The 20,841-nt window shown below is 47.2% G+C and carries 13 protein-coding genes and 6 tRNA genes; 4 read left to right on the top strand and 15 right to left on the bottom strand.

Annotation, left to right across the window (positions count from 1 at the left end; all coding sequences use genetic code 11):
* Positions 1-87 precede the first annotated feature (87 nt).
* Positions 88-3,849, bottom strand: a complete 3,762-nt coding sequence (addA, locus tag DCMF_RS03035; RefSeq protein ID WP_148133063.1) for a helicase-exonuclease AddAB subunit AddA — start codon at positions 3,847-3,849, stop codon at positions 88-90.
* Entirely contained in the window at positions 3,842-7,372 is a 3,531-nt protein-coding gene (addB, locus tag DCMF_RS03030) for a helicase-exonuclease AddAB subunit AddB (protein ID WP_148133062.1), read from the bottom strand. The genes addA and addB overlap by 8 nt, the downstream gene beginning before the upstream one ends.
* A gap of 268 nt (positions 7,373-7,640) precedes the next feature.
* Between addB and DCMF_RS03025 the strand changes: the two genes are divergently transcribed.
* Complete coding sequence (locus DCMF_RS03025; RefSeq protein WP_214659052.1) at positions 7,641-9,152, top strand: stalk domain-containing protein; 1,512 nt, start codon at positions 7,641-7,643, stop codon at positions 9,150-9,152.
* A gap of 79 nt (positions 9,153-9,231) precedes the next feature.
* Here the strand turns inward: DCMF_RS03025 and DCMF_RS03020 are convergent, their stop codons facing one another.
* Together DCMF_RS03020 and DCMF_RS03015 are read right to left on the bottom strand one after the other, a co-directional pair.
* Positions 9,232-10,617, bottom strand: a complete 1,386-nt coding sequence (locus tag DCMF_RS03020; RefSeq protein ID WP_148133060.1) for a glutamate mutase L — start codon at positions 10,615-10,617, stop codon at positions 9,232-9,234.
* A 19-nt stretch (positions 10,618-10,636) separates the two neighbouring features.
* On the bottom strand, positions 10,637-12,388 hold the full coding sequence (locus DCMF_RS03015; protein ID WP_236860169.1) for a cobalamin-dependent protein: 1,752 nt from the start codon (positions 12,386-12,388) through the stop codon (positions 10,637-10,639).
* 292 nt (positions 12,389-12,680) lie between these two features.
* On the opposite strand from DCMF_RS03015, the gene DCMF_RS03010 reads away from it, so the two are divergent.
* On the top strand, positions 12,681-12,896 hold the full coding sequence (locus tag DCMF_RS03010; RefSeq protein WP_148133059.1) for a heavy-metal-associated domain-containing protein: 216 nt from the start codon (positions 12,681-12,683) through the stop codon (positions 12,894-12,896).
* A 190-nt stretch (positions 12,897-13,086) separates the two neighbouring features.
* On the opposite strand, the gene DCMF_RS03005 is transcribed toward DCMF_RS03010, so the two are convergent.
* The 6 genes from DCMF_RS03005 to DCMF_RS02980 all read right to left on the bottom strand — a co-directional run bounded on the left by DCMF_RS03005 (position 13,087) and on the right by DCMF_RS02980 (position 17,187).
* Positions 13,087-13,548, bottom strand: a complete 462-nt coding sequence (locus DCMF_RS03005; protein WP_236860168.1) for an acetylglutamate kinase — start codon at positions 13,546-13,548, stop codon at positions 13,087-13,089.
* A gap of 339 nt (positions 13,549-13,887) precedes the next feature.
* Positions 13,888-14,250 (bottom strand): arsenate reductase family protein, encoded by a 363-nt coding sequence (locus DCMF_RS03000; protein ID WP_148133058.1) that lies wholly within the window; start codon positions 14,248-14,250, stop codon positions 13,888-13,890.
* 206 nt (positions 14,251-14,456) lie between these two features.
* Entirely contained in the window at positions 14,457-15,515 is a 1,059-nt protein-coding gene (locus DCMF_RS02995; protein WP_148133057.1) for a DUF3231 family protein, read from the bottom strand.
* A gap of 228 nt (positions 15,516-15,743) precedes the next feature.
* The gene (locus tag DCMF_RS02990) at positions 15,744-16,028 is read right to left on the bottom strand and encodes a hypothetical protein (RefSeq protein ID WP_148133056.1); all 285 of its coding nucleotides are present in this window, start codon (positions 16,026-16,028) and stop codon (positions 15,744-15,746) included.
* Positions 16,029-17,015: 987 nt separating this feature from the next.
* A tRNA-Leu gene (locus DCMF_RS02985) sits at positions 17,016-17,104 on the bottom strand.
* 8 nt (positions 17,105-17,112) lie between these two features.
* Positions 17,113-17,187 (bottom strand) — tRNA-Cys (locus DCMF_RS02980).
* A 176-nt stretch (positions 17,188-17,363) separates the two neighbouring features.
* On the opposite strand from DCMF_RS02980, the gene sleB reads away from it, so the two are divergent.
* Both sleB and ypeB read left to right on the top strand, forming a co-directional pair.
* A complete protein-coding gene (sleB, locus tag DCMF_RS02975) occupies positions 17,364-18,062 on the top strand; it encodes a spore cortex-lytic enzyme (protein WP_148133055.1) in 699 nt (232 codons plus the stop codon).
* A gap of 18 nt (positions 18,063-18,080) precedes the next feature.
* The gene (gene ypeB, locus DCMF_RS02970) at positions 18,081-19,439 is read left to right on the top strand and encodes a germination protein YpeB (RefSeq protein WP_148133054.1); all 1,359 of its coding nucleotides are present in this window, start codon (positions 18,081-18,083) and stop codon (positions 19,437-19,439) included.
* Between the two features lie 43 nt (positions 19,440-19,482).
* On the opposite strand, the gene DCMF_RS02965 is transcribed toward ypeB, so the two are convergent.
* From DCMF_RS02965 to speB, 5 genes are all read right to left on the bottom strand, one after another.
* Positions 19,483-19,557: transfer RNA gene (locus DCMF_RS02965), tRNA-Gly, on the bottom strand.
* A gap of 3 nt (positions 19,558-19,560) precedes the next feature.
* Positions 19,561-19,636 (bottom strand) — tRNA-Phe (locus DCMF_RS02960).
* Between the two features lie 3 nt (positions 19,637-19,639).
* Positions 19,640-19,716 (bottom strand) — tRNA-Asp (locus DCMF_RS02955).
* Positions 19,717-19,724: 8 nt separating this feature from the next.
* Positions 19,725-19,800 (bottom strand) — tRNA-Val (locus tag DCMF_RS02950).
* Between the two features lie 153 nt (positions 19,801-19,953).
* Entirely contained in the window at positions 19,954-20,814 is an 861-nt protein-coding gene (gene speB / locus DCMF_RS02945; RefSeq protein ID WP_148133053.1) for an agmatinase, read from the bottom strand.
* Between the last annotated feature and the right edge of the window lie 27 nt (positions 20,815-20,841).

Here is a 20,841-nt window from a genome sequence, read left to right as displayed (position 1 = left end):
TTCCTTAATGAAAAGTTTTCTCTGATTATGCACCATTTATGTATCAAAGGGCATATTCTCGAAAGGACCTGTCTTTTCCTATATCAATTAATACTCCAGCACTTCCCCATTCCAGAACAGGTAGATATACCTTTCCTTGACCTTTTTCCCGGTCAACATCTCCAGGGCCCGGGCATAATAGTCGATCTGGAGCCGGTACCGTTCTCTGATCCGATCAATTCCCCCGGCAGGTACATAATCAGTCTTATAATCCAGCAGGACAATGCCGTCCCTTTCTACAAAGAAACAGTCAATGACTCCCTGGAGCAGAAGAGTTTCACCTTGGCAGGCTTCATCAACCAAACCCGCATATAGTTCCTGGCAGGGTATCTCGATATTGAAGGGTACTTCCCGGTATATGTTTCCGGAAGCCAGTATCCTCTTCCCCAAAGGTGACTCCAGGAAGCGGCGGATTTTATCCAAGTCCACACTCCGGGCCTGCTGAGCGGTGAGGAGATCTTTTGCCACCATTTTTTCCATTTGGGCGGCAAGATCTTCCCTGCCATAATCCAAGTGCTGCATCACAAAGTGCAGTACCGTACCGGTTTCTGCGGCACTGAGGCCTTTTCTTTCCTCAAGGAACAGGGGTTTTTTTACCAGGAGGGGCAGATCATCAGGAAAAGGGACCGTTTGTTCCGCAAGCTCCGCGTGGAAACGTCTTTTCAACTCGGTAACCGATACCTTGGCCGGTACCCGGGAGGCCTTGAGATAAGGATAATCCCAGCTCAATCTTCCCGATATTTCCTCCTGATAATCGGTAGGCTCTTCTGTTGACTCCAGGCTGTCCAGCCAACGCATAAACTCATTTTCCTCATGCACGTCGGAAATCCTGCTGCTGAGTACATCGCTTTTGGTCCACACCTGTATTCTCCAACGGGACCCATCCTCCATTGGCAGTCCGCAGAACTGAGTGCCGGTATTGAGATAATCCAACAGGACGGTGCAGTTTTTATGCCTTAAAAGGGCAGGTCCAATCCAGTCCAGGTAATTAGCACCTTTTAGCATCTCATAGTCCGGAAGCTTGCTCCCCTGTATCCCGGCAGAAACGGACCACCTGCCTACGGCTTTGGCGGCATCATTCACTGCTCCGGTAATGATCAGTTTTTCCCGGGCTCTTGTCATGGCCACATAAAGGATGCGCATTTCCTCGGAAAGGCTTTCCGCCTTAATTTTCGCCCGGATGGCTTCCTTGGCTGCCGACGGCCAGGATAAGCGCCGCTTATGGTCTACAACGTCAGCCCCCAGGCCCAGGTCCTGGTGCACCAGAATGCTTTTGTTCATATCCTGCAGGTTGAATTTCTTTCCGCACCCGGCAAGAATCACGACGGGAAACTCCAGCCCCTTGCTCTTATGGATGCTCATGATGCGTACCACATTGTCGTGCTCTCCCAGGATTTTAGCGCTTCCCATATCGCCTCTGCTGGCCTTCAGCTTATCAATAAAGCGGATAAAATTGAACAGCCCTTTGTAACTGGTCTCTTCAAACTGCCTGGCCCGCTCAAAAAGAATCCTTAAGTTTGCCTGCCGCTGTTCTCCTGCCGGCATTGCCCCCACCATCCCGTAATAACCGGTGTCCCGATAGAGCTGCCAGAGCAATTGGTCCGTGGACAAATAGAGGGACATTTCTCTCCAGCGCTGAAGGTGCTCCAGAAACGCTGCCGCCTTTTCTTTCGTACTTTCCTGACCCTCTTCAGCCAATTTTTTCAACGCCTCATAAAGTGACGCCTTCCGGTCCGCCAGCCTGAGTTCTGCCAATTGGTCGGTAGAAAAGGCAACCATAGGAGAACGCAGCACCGCCAGCAAGGGGATATCCTGCAGAGGATTATCGATAATCTGTAAAAGAGACAGTATCACCTGCACTTCGATGGTCTTGAAGAAACCGGTTCCCATATCGGCGAATGCCGGAATTCCCAACATGAACAGCTCATCCAAAAAAATATCCGACCAGTTTCTTGTGGTGCGCAAAAGAATCACGATATCCCGGAATTCTACCTGCCGGTACCCTTTCCTATCTTTGTCAAAAACAGAGAAACGTTTCCCATTTTCATCCGGCACCATCAACGCAAGAATTTTCCTCGCCACCAGCCGGGCCTCACACTGGACATGATCCAGCATTTCCTCATCCGACCATTCCCCGGCGGCATCTTCCCGGGCTTCTTCCTCTTCCGTTTCCAGTGAGGCCCGACCCTCCCTGCCTCCGGTTTGGATCAGATCCAGGTCCACTTCACCTCCCACCATAAAATCGTCCCGGTCGTTTTCCTCAAAAATCGCTCCCGGGTTCAAAGCTTCGTGATCGGTATAGTCCAATTCACCGACGCGTGCCGACATGATCTGCTTAAAGATAAAATTGACGCCATCCACTACTTCCTTGCGGCTCCGAAAATTCTTGAAGAGCAGTATTTTGCGAAAGGGGTTTCCCCGATCTGGTGTATAGGTATGGTATTTTTCCAGGAACAACTCCGGCCTGGACTGCCGGAACCGATAGATGCTTTGCTTGACATCCCCTACCATGAACACATTGGGCTGGGCGGTATCCGCCCGGGAAATCAGGCTAATGATGATTTCTTGCACCAGATTACTGTCCTGATATTCATCCACCAGAATCTCCGCAAACCGTTCCCGGTAGCGGCGTGCTACCGGAGACGGTTTCAACTGGCCCCCTTCCCCTCTCTCAGACAAGATTTCCAGGCAGAAATGCTCCAGATCGTTAAAATCCACGACTGATTTACGGTTTTTCTTTTCCCCGTACTTTTCCGTCAACCCGGTGACCAGACCGGAAAGGACCTTCATGATCGGGTATAAGGTATTCAAATCAGTAATAATTTCACAGGAATCGGCTGTGACCATCTTTTCCCGGAGCTTTTTGACCCCTGTTTTCACATCATCCCGGATCTTCTTTACATACTCCTGCTTCTCCCGGTCAACCTCCTTGCCGCTGCGGGGAAGGGTGGCAAACTCCAACCCATGCAGTTCTTCAAAAAGGCTGTCCCAGAATGCCTGACCCCTTTGATCCAAAATCATTAGGAGTCTATCCATATTGGTCAGGTCTTCCTCGTATACCGCTTGGTATTTCTCCAGCCCTTGGGCAGATTTCAACACTTCAACGGCCCGGGACAGCATCGCGCTCAGACCTTTCAGCTCAAGCTTTACCGAAGCCAAAAGCACGCTTCCCCAGGATGTTTCTCCGAAATCTATCCCGGCCGGGACATTTAGGCTCTCCGTCTTTTCATCCAACCATTTTTGGGGCCAGGGACTGCTCTGGATAAAACTATACAGGTTCAGCACCAGATCCTGCAGGGCCTGGTCATCTTTATTACCGCCATAACGTTCCAGAAGATCGAGGAAATGGGCGTTTTCCTGCTCATACTGTTCCTCAAACAGCTCACTCAAAGCTTCCAGCCTCATTAATGTGCTTTCAGTTTCATCGGCAATACGAAAACCCGGATCAATATTGATATTTTGAAAATTGCTGCGGATCACCTCCAGACAAAAAGAATGGATGGTGGTAATGCTGGTTTTACCCAGCAAAGTCAGCTGCTTCCGGATATTCACCGAACCCGGTTTCTTCTCCAAGCGCAAAGAGATAGCTTCGGCAATTCTTTCCCGCATTTCTGTGGCGGCGGCATTGGTAAAGGTGACAATGAGAAGCCTGTCAATGTCTACCGGATTCTCCTCATCGGTGATTTTCTGGATTACCCGCTCCACCAGCACCGCCGTTTTTCCGGCACCTGCGGCGGCAGCCACCAGGAGGTTGCAGTCTTTCTCGCTAATGGCCTCCCACTGTTCCTTTGTCCATTTTTGATCAGCCATTTGTTTTACCCTCCTCCCCCATCAGGCTCCATACTTCATCATTTTCCTTGTCATAAAGCAGCCGAAATGCGTTTTCTTTCCTGCTCGTGTCAAACTGGCACACGGGCAAAAAGCTGCAGTATGTGCAGGAGGTGGTTCCCTTCTTCTTGTATGGCTGAATGGAAACATTTCCCTTCATCATCTCTCGGCATAAATCCTTCAAAAGCTTTCTCACGTATTTACGCAGCAGCTTGAACTGTGCCATCGTAGCAGCGGAAGTATTCTTGCCCAGCACATCTCCTTTATTGATGGTGGCAGGGATGATCAGAGAAGACCCTTCCATGGTGTGGTCCATTTCCTTAATCAGCTTTACATCGGCGAGGAGGAGCCCTCTCATCCTGAGCTGCTTCATGATCGCCAGCTCAATCTCTTCCTCAGTCAGCTTGCCGTTTCCTTTAATCATCGGATCGTCTATTTTAAAATACAGCATCCCCCCCGGGAGACAAGGGGACGGTTCTTCTGTCTGCCCTTCTGCCACTTTGTCTGGACAAGGGGACGGTTCTTTTGTCTGTCGCACTTTGAGAGCGAGAGAGTCGTCCCCTTGCTGCCCTTGCTGAATGGCATCCAGATAGGTGATTAACTGAATCTGGAGGCCATAGTAGAGATCCGAGAGCCTGAAATCTTTGCTGCCCGATTTATAATCAACAACCCGCAAATAGGTACCTTCTTCCGTTTTCAGCGCGTCCACCCTGTCAATTCTTCCTGTGAGGAAAATCTTTTCACCCGAATCAAGCTCAATGGTGATGGGGGGATACTTCTCTTGTGCTCCGAAGCCTACTTCATATGCAACAGGATTAAAACTGCTCCTGCGGATATGCTCCGCAATCAGCCAGACTGCCCGGGATACCACACGCTTCAGCCTGACGATCATGGCTGTGTATCGTTTGGAGCCTGCAATTCCTGCCCCCTGCATCTTCTGCAGCATTTCATCCACAATTTCCCCTACCTTGGCCTGGCACCAGTCCCGGTCAAAGTTCCGCCAAGAAAGATCTCCTTCCGAAACAAGTCTGGAAAACCGCTCAATCACAGCATGCATAAAGGTTCCCACGTCCGGCGGACTGAGACGGTACACCTTCCGTTCTCTGGCTCCCAGCCCGTATTGCACATAAAAAGCAAAAGGACAGGCCGTGAATTTTTCCAGTCTGGATACACTGGACAGGGCAGGGTCTCCGTAAAGGGCGAGGATTTTATCCTGACCCACCGGACGGGCAAGATTTTTATATTGAAATGCACTCCGGACGGTCCGGCATTTTTCCTTCCATTCCTCCTGGGCGGCAAACCAGCGGTACACCTCCGGCCAAATGGGGGGAATTTCCTTTCCGTCGGCTCTTTGGCGCAAAGCCGTCACCATCTGCTTGAAGGAAGGATCCCTGGATGATACAAGGCCAATCTCCTCTTCAGGGGAAAGGTCGGAAAGAATGTTACTGGTTTCGCTAAGGGCCGGAAATAGCTTGCGTAACCGGAATATCACCATCGAAGGGCGCATGGTCCTGCCTTCCTGGTCTGCTATGGGCCAGCTGATTCTCAAATAATTTCCCGCCGTAGTCAGTGCCCTGTATACCAAATATTGCTCGTCAAAGGCCTGGGTCCTGGTGTCGCTGGCCAGCTCAATACCAGCCTTATTTAATACTGCCCTGTCCTGGTCCGAAAGGATGCCCTCCTCAAGGACCGCAGAAGGGAATACTCCATCGTTGACACCTAAGATATACATTGCTTTGATCTCATGGCTTTTGGAGCGTTCTGCACTCCCGACCAGCACCTGGTCCAGGGAGGCGGGGATCAGGCCGATTTGATATTCACCAAATCCAATTTTTAAAATATCGCTAAACCGCTCAATACCAAAGGTTTCCTCCCCCATCACCTCTACTGTCTGGTCAAAAACCTCCATCACAATATTCCAGACCTGGGAATATTCATTGGCCAGATTCAGATCCCCGCTCTTTCGAAACCTTTCTATGCTGTCTTCTATCCGCTCCGGCACGCCCAGGGTACATAGGAAGTCATAGAGGCTACCGCAGAGCTCGGCCGCTTTCTTTCTCCCTTTGTTTTTCTTCCTGAATTCCAGCAGTGGTGCCGAAACCAGCGCCCGGATGCTGTTGACGTCTTCCAGCATCTTGCTCTGGGCGTCCAGGCTTTTTTGATCCGGAATCAGGTCAGGGCTCATATTCCAGTCTTTTTCCTCGGTCCAGCGGCTGCCCCGGATGCCACAGGCTAAAACATAGTTTTCCAGCCGGTCGATGCTTTCCTGGTCGATCTCAGTCATGCCGGTTTTCAGATACCGGAATACCGCCTCATAAGACCAGTTTTCGTTGAAAATGTCCAGCATAGATAGAATCAATCGGATCAAAGGATGATTGGCAATGTCCCTCTTCCTGTCTATGAAACAGGGAATGCCATATTCCGTAAAGATAACCTCAATTAAATTTTCGTAACCGGCCAGGTTTCTTGTTACCACGGCAATTTCCCTGTACCTGAGACCCCGGTCCCGGCACAAATGAATAATATCCCTGGCGGCAGCCTCAATTTCGGAAAAAATATTGAGCGCAGAAAAAAGCAATACATCCCTGGTTTTTTCCCGGTAGATTTTGTACGGATAGGCATTCAGATAAGCTTCCAGGTGGGAAAGCTCGGGACTCGCACGGAAACGGAACAAGGGATGATGGTTCAAATGGACAAAAGGTTCTATTTCAATGCCATTCTCCTGGGCGATCTTGACCAGCTTTCTGTAAGCGGTTTTTACCGCAGAAAAGACATCCGTATCACCAGAAGCATTATCCCCATCCAACCCATCGGTACAGAAGCTGATATTCACCCGTTCCGCCTTGCGGAGCAGACGCCCGATCACCTGGAATTCCTGGGGCGTAAAGCCGGAAAAACCGTCAATCCAGATTTCGGCACCCTCATAAAGAGAAGCAGCGCCAAGTTTTTCTGCAGCCTGGGACAGGTCATCGTCTGCATCCCGGTATCTCTCTCTCAAAGTCTGTTCAAATATGGCGTAAATGGCATGCAATTCCATCAGCTTGTCCTTTAACGGGTCCTCATCATCAAGCCTCTTCCCGGCAGTTTCCAGGATTTCGGGGGTAATATTGTACCGTTTCAACTCCGTAATCAAGGTGGCCAGCGTATTGATAAAGCCTTGCCGGTCCACGGACTTGGCAAAAACATGGAAGCTATCCCGCATTTTGTCCAGGATCCGGTAGAGAATCATGCATTTACCGGCAGGATGAATGTGGGGGTACGTAATACCGCCCACCTCGTGGAAAATCCGGAAGGCTAAGCGCCGGAAGCTTAAGACCTCGGTTTTCAAGATACCGCCCGTCTCCAGCACTGTGATCAGGTCCCTTTCGGCCTGAAAACTAAACTGTTCCGGCACAAGCAAGACCACTGGTTTGGTGGTGCCGGAACATATTCTTGCTTTAATTTCATTAAGGCAAAAGCGTGTTTTTCCACTTCCTGCTCTGCCACAGATAAATCTTAAACTCATCGACTTTGACCCCACAGCTATCTATTTTTTCGCTGATTCCAATCAGCGTATTTTTTAGATATTCTTTAGGCTCCCTAAAAATTCCTTTAATAATTTTCCAAAGTAGATGACTTAGCCAGGTAGGTTACAGAAATATCATCAGGCAAAATTATGGAAAATTTTTGGTCTTAAGGAACTTCCTTCAGTTTTCATACGTCTAATCTCTATCCTGTTTATGCATATACCGCCCTCAATAGGAAAATATACCCTCAAGAAAGGAAGTAAATTAATGAAAAAGTGGATCCTTATCCTTACTCTGCTCTCCAGCTTGTCATTCGTCCTTTTTAACCCCCTTGCTTTAGCTGCTGCCCCGACCTCCCATATTCAATCCTTTGAAGCATCCTCCCTGATCAAATCCGACGGTTCTTATTGGGTGTGGGGCAACGACCTGCAGGGCAACGATCAATCTGTGCCTGTTCAGGTTTATGGGTTGACTGAGGTGGAAAAATCCTTTGACAATCAACTCGTGATGAAAAAGGATCGTACGGTGTGGTTTTGGGAGAGAACAGTCCCCTCCGGAGCAATCCAAATCTATCCCGTCAAATCATTAAACAATCTTATCGACGTGCAATCCGCTTGGAGCGAGATATTAACCTTAGATAAAGAAGGGAAAGTATATCTTCTCTCCACCCAAGGAAAGCTGGATCCTGACAAATTAAATCAAATAATGCCGCTTTCCGGCATCGACAATGTGGCGGACATAAGCAGCTATTATGAATATCACCCCCAAAGCACGGAGATGCGCTGGGTATTTTTGAAAAAGGACGGTACAGTTTGGAAAAGCAAGGGGAGCATCGCGTCGAATACCTTTGAACAAATCCCCTCGCTAGATACCGTCACGGATATTGAAGCAAACATCGCCTTGAAACAAGACGGAACGGTTTGGTCCTGGCCCAACGAAACCGACAATGACCCTGTTGAGGCCTTCACCGCCACGCCGATAATTGAATTAACCGGCATTCGATCGATTAAAGCATTTGGAAACGTTTACATTGCCATTGATCACAAAAACACCCTTTGGTTCTGGGGGGCAACCGTCACCGGTGCTTCTGACGGCACTCAGTATCATCTTCATCCTAACCCCATCCAATTAACAAATATGAAGGACGTCCAGGAAGCCTTTGCTGCCGAGCGCTCCCTCATGGTACTAACTTCCCGGGGAGACGTTTATCAGACTTCCCTTGATCGGGAAACCATGCCGGGAAATCCCCTCTTCGATTACCTGACGTCCAATGTACAACAAATCAAGGCCGGCTCCCGTCATATCATCCTGCAGAAAAAGGACGGCTCCTTGTGGGGGTGGGGTGTGAACAAAAACGGCCAATTAGGTTGCGGAGATTTCTCATTTATGTACAGTGACCTTCAGCCCGTACAAAAGCCCGTTTCAGTTTATTTAAACGACCAGTTGGTGGTCATGAATAGCGGTGTGATCATCCGGAACGGCCAGGCTTTTATTCCCCTCCGTTCTGTCTTCGAGGAAATGGGCGCCGTGCTGAATTGGGATGGGGTAAACAAAACCGTCACGATCAACCGGACGGAACCTGGCATACCGCCCGTCACCATTGGTATCAACTATGCTTCGGGAAAGGTCTATTTAAATCAAGAGCCCGTTCAACTTTTAAACAACCCTTTTATCCTTGTCAGCACCTCCTACCTGCCCCTCCGTTTTATCAGCGAAGCTCTCGGGGGCAAAGTAGAATGGATCCAAGATGAAGACAAAATATTGATTTCCCTGCCTTAGATGCCAGAAGGCCTGAAGAATGCAGGGCAAAAACATCCCCGCCTGGTGAAAAGGGCGGGGATGTTTATTTCTATGCGCGCTAAATTTTTTTAATGCTCTTTTTGACTATTTCCAGGGCGGCTTGGGGGTCGATTTCCTTCAGCAGCCCCACTGCGTAGAGGACATAATCCGCATCAAGGAAAAACTGAGCTTTTTCGGGAAGCAGTACATCGGGCTCTTTCTGCCGGTCCGCTAAAACACCTTGCAGAATCTCCCAGGGATTCTCACTATGGATGATGGGTCCCCCGGTGCCGATAATCCAGTTTACCTCTGTGAGGTTTTTCCCCTTTTGAATCAGCTTGCAGCAGCCGGAATGAACATGCTCCAATACCCCCGTGTGGCGCCGGGCGGAAATCCGCGCAGCGGCGCAGGCCAACTCCCCATCAATTTTCACTTCCTCACTGGAATCAGCCAGATATCCGTTTACCTTCACCCGATGCTCGATTGATTTTTTGAGCTTGTCCACCGGGAGGCCGGTCTTTTGCGCAAGACGATCCCAACCGGTCTCCTCCGCCAGTGAGTCTGAGGACTCCCGCATGCCAAGATCGCCCTCTACCGTACGCCGGGCATAGGCTTCTTGGGCACCAATGATTTTTGCACCCAGATAAGGCGTGTGATGAGCGTAAGAGTGGATATCCGTGGTGGCGCCGCCTATGTCCACAATCATCAACGGGCCCAGTCCAGCGCTATTCCCCCAGCCCCGGGACAATAGTTCTCCTGCCGAAAGCACCGCAGCAGGAGTGGGCATGAGCACCGCGTCAAGGGCACTGCTCACCCGGTCCAGCCCCTTCATGTTGACGATTCGCTTCATAAACACATCCCGGATGATTTCTTCAGCGCCTGCTGTGTCCAGTTCACCCACCTGGGGAATGATATTGCTGACAATATAACATTCTTTTCCCCGCATCACAAACTGCCTGCGCACATCTTTTGCCACCGAGCTGTTTCCGGCATAGATTACAGGCACATTTATTTCGCTGTTGGCTAAAACTTCGGCGTTATGAAGGATCATGGAGGTATTTCCTTTTTCATAACCGCCGCAAAAAAGTACGATTTCCACCTGGGAAAGCACAATGGCCTCGGCATCTTCCGCACTGATTCTGCCCGAAAAAGTTTTTAGAATCTTGGCCCCGGCCCCGAATGCCGTGTTCCTGCCGGCTGTGATACTAAGGGTCTTGGACAGTCCTACGACCGCCATTCTCAATCCCCCTGCCGCACTGCTGGACGCAAGCTTTGCCGCTTCAGAAAAGGCTTTTTCACCCATCGCCTGTTTCGCCCCATCCAAGCACTGGAAAAGCCCAATTCTGGCATCGTTTTTAACCGTGGAAGGAAAGCAAGCCGTGAAAAGAATTCTTTTTTCCTGCCCGGATGCGGCTACAACCTTGGTAAACGTGCTGCCGAAATCAATCAGAATGGCATCTCTCATCGTATCTTCCTCAGATCCTTTAACTGCCTAAATAAATATCACGGACCACGTCAACGAAGGCTTCCGCATTATTGTCGCAGTTGACACCCAAAGCCCGGACCGCATCCGTCACATCAACCGCAAGACTGCTTCCCGCTTGATTTTCATTGATCAATCCCCCGAGAATCAGCTTTGCATCAAGCTTTTCTTTCTCCAGACCGGCAACAAGTTCTTTTGCGTAGCTGAGGGCAATTCCGTTATAGGTGCTGATTAGAATGGCCCGGCTTTCCGTCTCGATCACCGTTTCTATGATTTCCTCGGGGGTGACATAGGTGCCCAGGTCAAAGACGGTAGCTCCTGCTTTCAAGGCAATCGTTTTCACAATTTCTTTGCCGTAGTCATGGATATCGGTTGAGCCTACAATCACCTTCATTCCGTCCAAGGAGCCGGAAATATCAGGCGTTTTTTCAAACACCTTTTCCCGTTTTTGGCTAATGATTTTGATCATGTCGGTGGGGCGTACAGGCACTTTAGCCCGCATGGCCATCTTGTCTCTTTGGCCTACGCCGAAGTATGTTTCCAACTGCTCGGGTCCGATAAATTTCAGGGCGGCAAAAATTTCTCCCGGATGCGTGATGTCCACACCCAAATCCTCAAGCCCGTTCATCATTCTCTCAAAGAAAATCCTGCCGCAGGCGATGAGGATGTTTTTCTCCGACTCTACCTTCTCCCAGTTGATAAAAGGTTCAAAGCAAAGAGACTTTTCTATCATCATATCGACACAAAGATGACCCTCAATAATTTCCTCCGGTGTGGGGATTCGGGATGCTTCCGTAACCGGTACCGAAGCAACGGCGTGGCCCGTGGGCTTGTGGCGCTGGCAGATAGCATCGGCCAACGAGAAGGAGGAAAGAGCCCCATAATTTCGGTGAAAATCCAAACCGTAATCAATGGTATTTCCGAAAATCATGGTTCCCGGCGTCCCCTTTTTGTTCAGGGCTTCCATCGTCATATTAAAGATGATGCGTCCCATGGGGTCACTGAAAAGATTTCCGTAGCAGAAGGTCATGCTGGCCCCCAGAAGGTCCTCGACCAGATAGCGTTCCATCATGGCCCATCCGGTAAGGTTGGCCAGGTCGTGAAACTGGTTGCCGAAGCCATCATCCAGGTTTGAATGGACGATGGTGCCGTCAAATTTCCCCATCAGGGCAAATGCCTTCAGCGTGGAGACGGTCCTTTCCCGTTCCAGCTCCACTCCGGGATATTCATAGGTAAAATAATGAGACACATTGCCGATTGAGGTAACTCCCGCCTCCAAGCCAAGCCTGGCGTTTTCCAGCGCGTTGGGAGCGCCGATCATATGGTCGCTCAGATGGGGCTGCACAGGCACAATTTGTCCCAGCGCCTTCCATTCTTCGGGAGTTTTTAAAATCAGGCCTGTCCCGGCCGGCATCCTGCTTCGATATTCCTCCGGTACACCCATGACCCAGTCAAAAATGAAGCCGGCCCTGGTGAGATAGCTCCCTCTTTTTTTCAGCTCGTGGTAAATATAGGCTACATTTTTCGCTGTCTCGTTCCATGAATTCCAGCCCATATGCGAGTGCTTGGAAATTTTACCCTCTGCCATCGCCTTCCTTTTATACTCCGCTTCTGTCTTGACCCCATGCTCTTGGAAAAACAAGGTTGTGCCAATCGTCGTCTCGGCGGCGATCTTTTCTACTTCGCCGAATATCTCTCTCATGTCCGGCAGATTTTTGTAATCAAATCTTTTTTTCATTTCGATGTTCATCATCCGATACCTCTAATCCGGTATTTTTATACCAACCACCCACTCATCTGGTTTAACTCCCATATCGATTTGTCTTTTCGCTAATGCCATCTATCATACTGGAGATATTCTTTGGACTCCCTAAAAATTCCTTTAATTATTTATCGCAGGGCAAAGGCTGAATTATTACCGGAAGCGCCGTAACAAAATTGTTCGAAAACTGGAAGAAAGGCAAAAAATTGTCGCCGCTTTTATTTATTTTGAAACTGGATATGATATGGGTGTACAAAATAAATCAATTGAGGTGTGAAGAGACATGTCTATACGTGCTGAGCTCAATGTAGAGGATATGAATTGTAGTGATTGTAAGGCCGTTGTGGAAAAAAGCTTAACTGCCCTTGACGGTGTTGAAAATGTTATCATCGACGAGGCAGGCAAAAAAGTTACGGTAAAATACGACGAGATCAAAGTAACGCTCGTAGACATTAAACAAACACTGATGGAAAAAGGATATTCGGTAATTGAAGTTTAACATCTTCGTAAGGGGAATTCTATGAATAATGCCCGTTTTTTGATGTACGCACCCAAATAAAAAATTCCAGGGCCATTTTTTCGGAGCCTGGGAATTTTAAGAAATATGTGGGGCCTGAAGCTGAAAATCGGCCTTTTTTCTATTCAGCGCTCTTTCTTCCGGCCTAGTCAAAAACATCCTATACTCAATCTTACCTAAACATGTTGGGGAATTGTCTGACAATGCCCTCTGCCATCACATCGGCCATGGTCAGGGATTGTTCCTCAATTCTATCGTATACGGCAATCCCTTCCGCATAATTTTTGGTAAGCAAGGCGACAGCTTCGGCTTTAACCAAGCCCAGATGATCATGCAACATTCTTTCCCATTCCTCCTGAGACCAGTACGGGTTGATTCTTCCAAGAAAGCGGGCAATTTCGTCTGCATTCGCGTACCAGCGTCTCTCTGCATCTGCTGCAGCTCTGTCATCTCCGGCTTTGGAGGCTTTTACAAGTTCTGCAGCAATCGTAAGATGAGCGGTCAATAAATCGGAAAAATGAGCAGCCGCTCTTTTTCCATAGAAAGGCCTTAAGGCTGCTTCAAAATCTTTGGGATTGCGGAGAAGGCGTTGGGTGATTAAGTCTACATCCGGCAAGTTCTCCACAATTCCCATAATGGTCATCCTAGTCCAAACATCATGTTGTTCCCATAACATGCGTAATTCATTATTGAGATTTAATTGGGCTTGACTAATTCCCATTGGCACATTGCTCGACCGGTAACTGCTCGGGTACCCTCTGCATGGGGAGTACATCATTCTCATTGGACACAGAAACATATTTTTCACCTCTCTGATAAATATTGACTCAATAGATAAACTATGCTCTCTCAAATCAAAATGTTATCGGAAAGGTTTCTCTACCATAATATTTAAGCGGCTCAAATCAACTGAAATGCTCCGCTTTTTACGCTACTGTTATATAAGTGCTCCATTGTTTTTAGCTGCGAAAACTTAAATCGCGTTTCTCAACCCTTGCCAGTCGGAAACTTTAAATCCTACCAACACTGCATCATTACCAACAAGAATAGGACGTTTGACCAACATACCGTCACTGACCAATAAGGCATACTGTTCCTCTTCGCTCATGACCGGCAATTTCTCCGCCAGTTGAAGAGAGCGGTACAACTGTCCGCTGGTGTTAAAAAACTTTTTCAGCGGCAGGCCGCTTTTTTGCTGCCAATCTTTCAGTTCGGCAGCTGTAGGATTTTGCTCGGAAATATGTCTTTCTGCATAATCAATTCCGTTCTCATCCAACCATTTTTTGGCTTTTTGACAGGTTGTGCACTTGGGGTAACAGATCAATAAATATTTCATGAATTATTCCTCTCCTTCTAAATAAACACCGGCCATGACATCGGTTGACTAATTGTCTTTTGTTCTTTATGGCTTAAGTTATTGCTTCAATTTTATTCAATTTCGCATTTAATTTCAATATTCCGCTCAGATTAAATGCTTCGTAACCGGCTATCATGTTTTGGCTTTTTAAATTAGGTTTAGACACAATTACAAAAGTTGTTTGTTTAATGTGTTAACTCTTGACGATCAGCAGCCTGCGGTACTCTTTCCAGCCACCTGTTTTCTATCAGCAAGTCCATTCCGTCCTTTACATACGCCATAACTTCAGCCATAAGACGACTAAAGGCTAAAACGACATCTTTTCTTGAGGTATTTGTCTGTCCCCGGCCAAAGGCCAGAACAATATAAGCCAAAACAATGGTGACATGAACCATCATTAACCTGTCACTATACGGGGATTCTTTAGAATCGGTAACTTGGGAATCCATTGTTTCCGGGCCGGGCAAGCCCTCTTTCTCCAAAAATGAGCCGAGGATTTGTAATTGTTTGTCCGCCATCTTCAGACCGCGATTTAAATGATTCCTGACCTTATCAGATTTTGTCACTTGAGCGAATCCCAGCTTTAAAGCCCTCATAGTTCTTTTATAATCCATTATAGTAAAAATATTATTGATCTCCACTACATTAAGGGGTCTTTCACTTCCGATTAGGGAACCAAAATAATTTTTCTCAACGACATAGTCTACCTGATCCGGTACCGGAATCAAAGGTGACTTAGGAAAAAGCCCTTTGGCTATCAGGACATCATCTGCTCTCGCAATAACCTCTTTAGCTGTATCAATAAATCCGGAAAATAATTCTCGGAAATCCGGGCGGGTACAATCACTGAAAGCAAAACTATAATTCAGTAAGATATATTTGGTTGTATGTCTGGTATATTTGACTGAGAATTCTTCGGAAAAAAGCTCTTGAGCCTGAACATCAACATCTTTTTCTCCGAAGGCGTTTGGGATCGGATGCTTGATGGAATGAAACAGCTCCTCCATCAGCTTCACTCTTTGACTGGAAGTAGCCAGAGCAAATTGCAAAACATCATGGAAGTCCCTGTCTTTTGCTTTGGCAACCATATGCTTCAAAAACGTGATCGACATACTTTCCGCCAAATAACCGGACCAAAGGTGACTGATTTCAGAGGATGTCGGCATAATGTTCCTTAAATCGTGTTTCACAGCATTAAAAAAAATATTTTCTGGATTTATTTGAGAGTATTCACTGTTATCCATATTTGCCTCCAATTCTTCTATTTATTCTTCCAAATATACTCTCCAAAATGGAGAAAAATATTAAGCAGCATAAGATGACTTCTAACCAAAAAGGCAGTCAAATAGGTGGCATACCCTCCTGTGAAATCTATACCCTATCAATTAGGGCAGGTAAATCTTTCGCAATTTTTTAATTCCAAAAAAATTAAACCCAGTAACATTTCGTACTGAGTTTTGAACGGATCCACTCTATATATCAACGTATATACACCCGTCTTTTTCTTTCACGCTCCTGAATAATGATGCGAGCCTTGCCATACCCCGCTCTAGGTTAACAGTGACACCATTAACTCTCAGTTCTACTTCCAGTGCCTTTGAATCATAGTTCCGTGTTTTCATTATCTTGGCCCCGGTATCCATGTCCACCGCTCCCAGCAAGAGTACATTCATGACTACATCCTCATCAACAAAGCCTCGACCAGAATAAATAATTTCCCTGCGTTTCAGCATCCCCTGAGGGAAATTTACTTTCACCTTACACCACCCCCCGCGACTAAGGAAAAGGTGCTTTTCCTCAACTCCCCATTAAATTCGGCATGGGGCAGGCTTTCCCTTCACAAAAATTCCGAGGAGAAACGACAGAAAAAGCTTTCCGCCCCTGGAGCAATATCGCTTTCTCTAAAGCACAATCTTTCGGGACTAAAAAAGGGGGTTCTTCCGGGGAAACTCAATGATCATAGCATCCGTGGGATCTCTGAGGCAAAAAAATAAGCCTTTTGGTTCATTAGATCAAACAGGTCAATTAGAACCAAAAGGCTTTTCCTTTTTACGATGCTGATATCCGCCGGGTTGATTCATGATAAATACCGGCACTTACACCACCACTCTTCCGTATTTAATCATGACTCCACTATAAACCCAGAACAGAAAGAACCGTCAAGCAAACGTATAAACCGCTAAGAGCTGCAACCAAAGAAACATCTATTTTCTTCATTGAACTTCCCTCCTTTCCTAATCTTTGAATTTTACCTGAATTAGAAGTTTAATACAGACAGGACGGTGAAGCATACATATAAGCCGCTGAGAACAGCAATTAAAGTAGTATCCATTTTTTTCATTATCTTTTCCCCCTTTTTTGATTTCTCGATTATATCATATAGCAATTTTCATGCCAAAATACCTCCGGCCTAAAATCCTAGGAAAGACTTATTTTTAACAGTTTGTGTCTAATATTATCCACTCTATGTGTCAGCTTTCTGATATATTTTGTCAAATAACTGGCATTTTACTGACACGATGTTTTTAGGGCCTATGGGAAAACATATCTTCATACTTCAGATGATGATATACTCTCTCTATTATTAGCTCTATATTGACACTTTTTCTCTCTAGTCAGACAACTTCTCTTTAGTTATAACCATCCCTCTAAATAGTTAGAATAACCTGCGTCTGACACGCAGGATAATATAAAAAAGAACCCAGCTAGTTTTTACCAAACTGCTGAGTCCTTCTTATATCTATTGGTGCCGGAGACCGGAATCGAACCGGTACGGGCTGTGAGGCCCGCAGGATTTTAAGTCCTGTGCGTCTGCCAGTTCCGCCACTCCGGCATGTATTTTGGAGGCGCCATCCAGATTTGAACTGGAGAGTGAAGGATTTGCAGTCCTCTGCCTTACCACTTGGCTATGGCGCCTTACCGCGAAGATTATAATAACACACTTTAAATTCTTTTGCAAGTAGATTTCTCGATAAAAATCCCATTAAAAAATTCCCATCTCTCCAAACCATCCCTATTATTTTAGCATAAAAAACCTCCCATGGAGTGAAAATAAGTAATGACAATCTATTCATATTTATAGGAGGGTGTCTATGAAAAACAAAAAACTTATTCTGGCCGTATCGTTCTTATTTATTATGGCGGCCGTATTTTTTTTGACGGACAAGTTGGGAAATGCCCAGCAAAGACCGACACTTTACTGGGGCAGTAGTGGAAGCAACGTGTCCCAGGTCCAGCAGCGTTTAAACAATTGGGGATTTTATAAAGGCCCCATTGATGGATTTTACGGTGCGTCAACATTTAAAGCTGTTTCCGATTTTCAACGCAAAAACGGCATACCGGCCGACGGGATCGTCGGCGCCCAGACCTATAACGCCTTAGGCCTTCCCACAACGGCTCCTGCAGGTTCAACAGGCTATCAGCCATCCAAAGTATCGGCAAGTGGTGATACCATGCTGCTGGCCAGAGCAATCCATGCGGAAGCAGAATCAGAACCCTATATTGGCAAAGTTGCTGTGGGAGCCGTAATATGCAACCGGGTGGCCAACCCCAATTTCCCTAAAACCCTGGCAGGGGTGGTTTACCAGGGAAGAGCTTTGGAATCCGTGGCAAATGGGCGGGTAAACTTTGAACCGAATGACGACTCTGTTAGGGCGGCCCGGGACGCTTTGAACGGTTGGGATCCTACCTATGGCTGCCTGTATTTTTGGAATCCGGCCAAACCGGTAAGCGCCTGGATTTGGAGCCGGCAAATCGTTGTTCAATACGGCAACCATGTTTTTGGAAAATAAAAATTGAGGGGTGATCATATGCGAAACTGGTTAACAGGTATACTGGCTGCCGCTTTAATTGTTTCAGGAGTCTGGGGTTTTAGTCAATATCGCATGAACCAGGCCAACCGAATTCTTTTGGAAAACGACCACCAGCGTTCTTTTTATAACCTGGTGGACAATGTGGAGAATCTTTCCGTTCTGACCTCAAAGAGTATTGTTTCCGGGTCACCTCAGCAGAACATTAGATTATTGTCCGATATTTGGTGGCAGGCAAACTTTGCCCAAGACAATCTGGCCCAGCTTCCCTTGTCCCATGTAACCCTGACCCGGACGCAAAAATTTCTTACCCAGTTAGGAGACTACGCCTATTCTCTGGCAAAAAATACGGCTGACGGCCGTCCCATGAATGCCAAACAAACAGCGACATTACAAGACCTGCACAATCAGATTAGCCGATTAAGCGGAGATCTGATTGAACTGCAAAATGAGGTTGTGAAAAACGGCGTCAACTGGCGTGAAGTCAAAAATACCAGCAAAGAAAAGCTGGATAAGGAATCCACCGGTTACCTGGATACAAACTTCCAAAAAATGAATGAGCAAATAAACCAATACCCCACATTGATCTATGACGGTCCCTTTTCAGATCATCTGGAAACAAAGAATCCAAAAGCTTTAACGGGGAAAGCGATTACATGGGAAGAGGCCAAAAAAAGAGCCCGCGACTTTGTGGATCTCAGAGACAGAATTGACTATGTCGTTGCGGACAACGGAAAAAGCACCGCAAAGGCAAGTATCCCTGTCTATTCCGTCCGTATTTCTCCCCGGGTGCCCAGTCTGGGTGAAGTAATTTATGTCGATGTCAGCCAAAAAGGCGGCCACATCACGATGGCCATGAATTCCCGGAGTATCGGAGCCGCTACCATTGGCATTGACCAGGCTTTAGAGAAAGCAAAAGCCTTTTTAGCCAAAACCGAGTATCAGTCCATGGTACCTACTTATTCTCTGCGTCAGGAAAACACCTTGATCGTATCCTTTGCCTATAAAGAAAACGATGTCATTGTTTACCCGGATCTGGTAAAAGTAAGCGTAGCTATGGACAACGGCCAGGTCACAGGTTTTGAGAGCTTGGGTTACTTGATGCAGCACCACCAGCGGAACCTGCCTGAGCCAAAATTGACCCTGGAAGAGGCCCGGAAAAAATTGAATAAGGTGATTAAAGTAGATAGTGAACGCCTTACCTTAATTCCTCTAGAAACAGGCGAGGAAGTACTCTGCTACGAATTTAAGGGTTCCTATAAAAGTGACAACTTTTTGATTTATATTAATGCCCTTGACGGCACCGAAGAACAAATCCTGCAGCTTCTGCACACGCCTGGCGGTACATGGACGATGTGAACGCAAAAAGCAGAGATCACTGATCTCTGCTTTTTGGCACTTTTGGAGCGGGCGAAGGGATTCGGACCCTCGACTTCAACCTTGGCAAGGTTGCACTCTACCACTGAGTTACGCCCGCAGATGGTGCCTCGGGGCGGAATCGAACCACCGACACGAGGATTTTCAGTCCTCTGCTCTACCGACTGAGCTACCGAGGCAAATGGCGGAACTGACGAGAGTCGAACTCGCGATCTCCGGCGTGACAGGCCGGCATGTTAGACCACTACACCACAGTTCCATGTTTGTTGGTGGGCGGTGACAGGATCGAACTGCCGACATCCTGCTTGTAAGGCAGGCGCTCTCCCAGCTGAGCTAACCACCCATCCTTGTCCGACGACAAGTTATAGTATATACAATTTCGCGCCTTTTGTCAAAAGTAATCTTTGGGAATTTTCACTTCATCCTTCTCCCTCAAGCGCTTTTTTATTATAACCAAACTGCTTTTACTTGTCAACCAAGAGAAGAAAACTTTTTCTTAACAAAATGTGAGCATCGCTTCCCTAATCAGTTTAGCAGCCAAAAGAGCGGTGCGTTCAGATAAATCATGGGTTGGGAGAACCTCTACCAAGTCAAACCCGATCACCTTAGCGGCCCCCAGCATGTGAATACACTGGATGATTTCCCGTGCCGAGCATCCCCCCGGTTCCGGCGTACCTGTGCCGGGAGCATAGGCAGGGTCTACCACATCAATATCTAAAGTGACATAGACCGGCCTTTCTCCCAGCTTTGGAATCACTTCCTGCAAAGGAACAATCAGCTGGTCCAGAAATAAATGGGTATGTTCTTTACCATAGGCGATTTCAGCAGCATCTCCCGATCTGATCCCAAACTGATAGATGTTTTTCCCGCCCAAAAGTTCTGCCGCCCGCCGCATTACCGTAGCATGAGAGTTTTTCTCCCCTATGTAATCCAGGCGCAAATCTGCATGGGCATCAAAATGGATCAGAGCCAGGTCCGGGTATTTCTCGAAAGCAGCTTTAATCAAAGGATAGGAAACCAAGTGTTCTCCCCCCATAAAAATGGGAAACTTCCCTTCCCGGAATAAATCCCGGGCCGCTTCTTCAATGATTTTGAGGCTTAATTCTACATTACCGAAAGGCAAAACCAAGTCTCCGCAATCAAAATACTTTATTTCGGCCAGATCTCGATCCAAATAACAGCTGTACTCTTCCAACCCAACGGATACGTTTCGGATCTGCCTGGGACCCATACGGGATCCCGGACGAAAACTGACGGTGAAATCCATGGGTATACCCAAGAGAGCGATTTTCGCTTCCGAAAAGTCATCTCCAGAGCCCATAAATCCAAATGACCGGTCGGCATATTTGATGGACATTTTTTATCTCCTACTATGAAAACGAAT

This window comes from Candidatus Formimonas warabiya (genome assembly GCF_002777255.1).
GTDB classification, from domain to species: Bacteria; Bacillota; Dehalobacteriia; order Dehalobacteriales; family Dehalobacteriaceae; genus Formimonas; species Formimonas warabiya.
Note: the sequence above shows the minus strand (reverse complement) of the source record. Positions and strands in the feature narration are given on the sequence as shown.